Source organism: Streptomyces sp. E11-3, assembly GCF_046540415.1.
Lineage (GTDB): Bacteria > Actinomycetota > Actinomycetes > Streptomycetales > Streptomycetaceae > Streptomyces.
Window position 1 is genome coordinate 1 of record NZ_JAZGRL010000053.1, and the last position, 3,141, is coordinate 3,141.

A 3,141-nucleotide genomic window follows, 5' to 3' on the forward strand; every position below is an offset into this window, starting at 1 on the left:
TGCTTCGCAGCGGGCGCAGGCTGATCCGCGAAGATCGGAGAGACGCCCCCTAGGCCGACAGGCCCTGGGCGTCCGTACGGTCCTGGGCGGCCATGACCTCGTCGCCATGGGCGAAGGCCCACGCCCCGACCGTCTCGATGGGGCCGAGGAACGTCCGGCCGAGGTCGGTCAGTTCGTACTCCACGCGCGGCGGCGACTCCGCGTACTCGCGCCGCGCCACCAGCCCGTACCCCTGAAGCCTGCGCAGGGTCTCGGTGAGCACCTTCGGGCTGATGCCGCCGATCCGCTCGCGCAGCTCGCCGGGGCGTCGCGGGCCGTCCCGCAGGGCCCAGACGGCCACCGCGTTCCAGGTGTTGGCCAGCAGGTCGAAGGCGAGGCGGGCCCGGCAGTCGGCCAGGTAGTCATCGGTCGTCACTTACCAGATGGTGCCTGACGGACTTCCTACTGTCTTTCCATGCAGCCGAGTTCGAGGTTGGGTTCGCGAAGGGAAGGTACGCGTATGAGGATCGGAATCGTCGGTACGGGGAACATGGCGGAGGCGCTCGGGACGCAGTGGGCCGCGGCGGGGCACGAGCTGCTGGTCGGCGGCCGGGACGCGGCCAGGGCGGCGGCGCTCGCCGAACGGATCGGCGCCCGCGCGGGCGGCCTGGCCGACGCGGCGGCCTTCGGGGACGCCGTACTGCTGGCGCTGCCGTATGACGCGGCGGTGGAGGCCGCGGCCGTGCTGCCGCTGCGCGGACAGGCGCTGATCGACTGCAGCAACCCGGTGGGCGCGGGCTTCACGCTCGTCACGGAGGGCGGGCCCAGCGCGGCACGCCGGATCGCGGACGCGGCGCCCGGGGCCCACGTGGTCAAGGCGTTCAACGTCTGCCACGAGGGTGTCTGGCGGCTGACCCCGCCGGTCTTCGACGGTCGGCCGCTCACGGTCCCGCTGTGCGGCGACGACGAGGGGGCGCTCACGCTCGTACGGGAACTGGTGAAGGACCTCGGCTGCGAGCCGGTGGCCGCGGGTGGCCTGGAGCGCGCCGGGCTGCTTGAGGCGACGGCGGCGCTGCTGATCGGTCTGTGGGTCGGCGAGGGCGTCGACGCCCAGGCCATCGCGCCGCCGCGCGCCTTCGCGACCGGCGGGCATTAGACGCAGCGGTGCGGCCGCGCGGCGAGGAGGCGCCGCCTGCCGCGCGATGCCAGCCTCTGACGTGGCGGGCGCAGGGCCGCAGTCCGGGCGGACAGCCGGACCTTACGCGCGCAACGCGCAGAGCTCCGCCACCCGGTTGGTGGTGATCGAGTCCACGCCGAGGTCAAGCAGCCGACGCATCGACCGCTTGGTGTCCGGGGTCCAGCAGGAGACCCGCAGCCCGTCCCGGTGGACGCGGCCGACCAGGTCGCGGCTCAGCAGGCCGAAGCGGTAGTTGAGCCAGCGCGGCCGGATCGCTTCGAGCACCTCGGGGCGTGCGGGAGCCAGCGTCTTCCAGGTGAGGGCGATCTCGGCGTCCGGGTCGGCCTCGCGCACCAGGCGCATGGTCGCGGTGCCCGCGCAGTAGTACGCGCGCTCGGCGGCTCCGCAGTCATGGACGGTGCCGACGACCGTGCGGACGGTCTCGGGGGTGGCGTTCGGCAGATCGACCATGACGCGGCTGTCGTCCGTCGTCCGCAGGGCCTCCTCAAGGGTGGGCACCCCACCGTCGGTGAGGCCCCGCACCTCGACGGCCGAGAGCTGGTCGAGCGGCCGGTCATGGCCCCACAGCCGCTTCAGCGTGGCGTCGTGCAGCAGTACGGGGACGCCGTCGCGGGTCAGACGTACATCGACCTCGACGGCGTCCGCGCCCGCGGCCAGCGCGGAGCGCAGCGAGTCCAGGGTGTTCTCGCGGACCCGGTACGGGTCGCCGCGGTGGCCCACGGCAGTCACGGAGTGCATGGGCCCATTGTGCTCAGAGCGCGTCACCGTGCCAGCCGTGCCGCCGGGGAGCCGCCGACGTAGGCCTCGGTGTACGTGTCGATCTCGGCCGCGATCCGCGCCTTGCCCGCGTCGTCGAGGAACGCGGCGCCGACGGCGTTCTTGGCGAGCTCCGCGACGCCCCGCTCGTCGAGGCCGAGGAGGCGGGCCGCGACCAGGTACTCGTTGTTGAGGTCGGTGCCGAACATCGGCGGGTCGTCGGAGTTGACGGTCACCAGGACGCCCGCCGCGACCATCTCCCTCATCGGGTGCCGGTCGAGGTCGGCGACGGCGCGGGTCGCGAGGTTCGACGTGGGGCAGACCTCAAGCGGGATGCGGTGCTCGGCGAGGTGCGCGAGGAGCTTCGGGTCCTGGGTGGCGCTGGTGCCGTGGCCGATGCGCTCGGCGCGCAGAGCGGTCAGCGCGTCCCAGATGGTCTGCGGCCCGGTGGTCTCGCCCGCGTGCGGTACGGAGTGCAGCCCGGCGGCGATCGCCCGGTCGAAGTACGGCTTGAACTGCGGGCGCTCGACGCCGACCTCCGGGCCGCCGAGCCCGAAGGACACCAGCCCCTCGGGGCGCAGCCCGTCGGTGACCGCGAGGCGCGCGGTCACCTCGGCCGCTTCGAGGCCGGCCTCGCCGGGGATGTCGAAGCACCAGCGCAGCACGACGCCCAGTTCGGTCTCGGCCGCCTTGCGGGCGTCCTCGATCGCGGCCATGAAGGCGTACTCGTCGATGCCGCGGCGCACCGAGCTGTACGGCGTGACGGTCAGCTCGGCGTAGCGGATGTTCTGCCGGGCCATGTCACGGGCGACCTCGAAGGTCAGCAGGCGGACGTCCTCCGGGGTGCGGACCAGGTCGACCACGGACAGGTACACCTCGATGAAGTGCGCGAAGTCCGTGAAGGTGAAGTAGTCGGCGAGTGCCTCGGGGTCGGTGGGCACCTTGGAGTCCGGGTGCCGGGCGGCCAGTTCCGCGACGATCCGCGGCGATGCGGAGCCGACGTGGTGCACATGCAGCTCGGCCTTGGGCAGCCCGGCGACAAAGGCGTGCAGGTCAGTCAACGGGTCCTCCCCGGGGCAGTGCGCTCGGCCGGTGCGTCGCGCGGACGGAATCATCGTAGGGTGCGGCCCGATGGGGCGGCCGGGTGCGGTCCGGGGCGGGCCGTAGCATGACCAGGGGTAAGAGACGAGGGGGCGGGCCGTGACCGA

At 73.2% G+C, this 3,141-nt stretch carries 4 protein-coding genes; 1 reads left to right on the forward strand and 3 read right to left on the reverse strand.

The window, feature by feature from the left end; translation table 11 throughout:
* Nucleotides 1-49 precede the first annotated feature (49 nt).
* Nucleotides 50-415, reverse strand: a complete 366-nt coding sequence (locus U9R90_RS34780; RefSeq protein ID WP_411061370.1) for a winged helix-turn-helix transcriptional regulator — start codon at nt 413-415, stop codon at nt 50-52.
* Nucleotides 416-499: 84 nt separating this feature from the next.
* Here U9R90_RS34780 and U9R90_RS34785 point away from each other — a divergent pair, with 84 nt between their 5' ends.
* Nucleotides 500-1,135, forward strand: a complete 636-nt coding sequence (locus U9R90_RS34785; RefSeq protein ID WP_411061371.1) for an NADPH-dependent F420 reductase — start codon at nt 500-502, stop codon at nt 1,133-1,135.
* A 102-nt stretch (nt 1,136-1,237) separates the two neighbouring features.
* On the opposite strand, the gene U9R90_RS34790 is transcribed toward U9R90_RS34785, so the two are convergent.
* Both U9R90_RS34790 and U9R90_RS34795 read right to left on the reverse strand, forming a co-directional pair.
* Nucleotides 1,238-1,915 carry a glycerophosphodiester phosphodiesterase gene (locus U9R90_RS34790; protein ID WP_411061372.1) on the reverse strand — a complete coding sequence of 226 codons (678 nt, stop codon included), beginning with the start codon at nt 1,913-1,915 and terminating at the stop codon, nt 1,238-1,240.
* A 23-nt stretch (nt 1,916-1,938) separates the two neighbouring features.
* The gene (locus U9R90_RS34795; protein ID WP_411061373.1) at nt 1,939-3,048 is read right to left on the reverse strand and encodes an adenosine deaminase; all 1,110 of its coding nucleotides are present in this window, start codon (nt 3,046-3,048) and stop codon (nt 1,939-1,941) included.
* Nucleotides 3,049-3,141: the final 93 nt, after the last annotated feature.

Coding starts and splice junctions, on each gene's coding strand:
- U9R90_RS34785 (WP_411061371.1), top strand. CDS start 500: ATGAGGATCGGAATCGTCGGTACGGGGAACATGGCGGAGGCGCTCGGG.
- U9R90_RS34790 (WP_411061372.1), bottom strand. CDS start 1,915: ATGCACTCCGTGACTGCCGTGGGCCACCGCGGCGACCCGTACCGGGTC.
- U9R90_RS34795 (WP_411061373.1), bottom strand. CDS start 3,048: ATGATTCCGTCCGCGCGACGCACCGGCCGAGCGCACTGCCCCGGGGAG.